Here is a 1,395-nt window from a genome sequence, read left to right on the forward strand (position 1 = left end):
CTGCCCGGCATGCGCTACGACACGGTCCTGACGGTCGAACGGCGGATCAGCCGTGAAGGCATGGTCGCGGTGGCCGGCAATTATTACAGCGTGCCCGACACCACACGCCGCCGCGTGGTCGAAGTCCAGCATCACACGCATGAGGTGCGGATCTTCGAGGAAGGGCATTTGATCGCCCAGCATCCCGTGATCGAGGGCAAAAACCGCCGGCGGGTCGAGCCCGGGCATCGCAAGGCACAGGCGGCGAAAGTCGCACAACTCCTGCCCGCAACCTCGGACAAGCCGGTCGGCCAGCGACCATTGACCTTTTACGGCGCCGTAGGGGACCGTCTGGCTGCTCTCAATGCCACAGGTGCTTCGTGATGTCTGTCTCCGACCGCATCCGGCAGAGCCTGCTGGCTCTCCACATGGCCCGCGCCCTGGAAACGCTCGATCACACGCTGGCCAGGCTGGAAAAGGGTGAAATCAGCGCGATCGAGGCTATCGACGACCTTCTCGCCGAGGAACTGAACCTGCGGGAGGGGCGGCGTATCGGCGTGGCATTGCGCACCGCTCGCCTCATGCCGGTCAAGACGCTCGAAAGCTTCGACTTCTCCTTCCAGCCTTCATTGGACCGGCATCGTATCACCGCGCTTGCCCAACTCGAGTTCATCAACCGGGCGGAAGTTCTCCATTTTCTCGGTCCACCCGGTACCGGCAAATCCCATCTGGCCACCGCCATCGGAGTGGCCGCAGTCAAAGCTGGGCGCAGCGTTTATCGCTGCTCGCTGGCCGAGCTGATCGAAGCGCTCACCAAGGCAGAGCGAGAAGGCCGCCTGGTCGAGAAAATCCGCTTCTACACCCGCGCGTCGCTGCTGATCGTCGACGAAATCGGCTACCTCCCCATCACCCCGGGCGGGGCCAACCTCTTCTTCCAACTCGTCAACGCCCGCTACGAAAAGGGAGCGATGATCCTGACCTCCAACCGCGGATTTGCCGAGTGGGGCGAAATCTTCGGTGATCCTGTCGTGGCCACCGCGCTATTGGACCGACTGCTTCACCATGCCGTCGTCGTTCAGATCGAAGGCGCAAGCTACCGATTGCGGCAACATGCCGATCTGATCCCCGAGCATACACGTGCCCACGCCAATCTCACCCCGCCGCCCGCCCCGAAGCGCCGTGGCAGGCCGCCAAAAAATGGAGCTGTCGATCATCTCAATGGCTGATCACCAAATCCGCGCTGGGGATTTTTGCACCAGCACTTCTGGGGAATATTCGATCAGCATTTACACCTGCAGCCGGTTCCGACACGGAAATCAGCGGATCAGCACCCAAAAACCGGGGCTCACCGTCAATTTGCGCGCCTTCACGTCGCCATCATGCCGAAATCAGACGGTTCTTCGAGGTGTCCAGCTT

3 protein-coding genes are annotated in these 1,395 nt (G+C 61.7%); all 3 read left to right on the top strand.

What is annotated here, in order from left to right; genetic code table 11:
- Positions 1 to 363 (top strand): Mu transposase domain-containing protein (locus A8V01_RS27990; RefSeq protein WP_425437373.1); only part of this gene is annotated, 363 nt, incomplete at its 5' end.
- On the top strand, positions 363 to 1,205 hold the full coding sequence (istB, locus tag A8V01_RS27995; protein ID WP_211295239.1) for an IS21-like element helper ATPase IstB: 843 nt from the start codon (positions 363 to 365) through the stop codon (positions 1,203 to 1,205). The genes A8V01_RS27990 and istB, both read left to right, overlap by 1 nt.
- On the top strand, positions 1,177 to 1,395 hold a 219-nt coding region (locus A8V01_RS29065; protein WP_211295240.1), incomplete at its 3' end, for a hypothetical protein. The genes istB and A8V01_RS29065, both read left to right, overlap by 29 nt.

This window comes from Novosphingobium guangzhouense, assembly GCF_002896965.1.
Taxonomy (GTDB): domain Bacteria; phylum Pseudomonadota; class Alphaproteobacteria; order Sphingomonadales; family Sphingomonadaceae; genus Novosphingobium; species Novosphingobium guangzhouense.

Coding starts and splice junctions, on each gene's coding strand:
- istB (WP_211295239.1), top strand. CDS start 363: ATGTCTGTCTCCGACCGCATCCGGCAGAGCCTGCTGGCTCTCCACATG.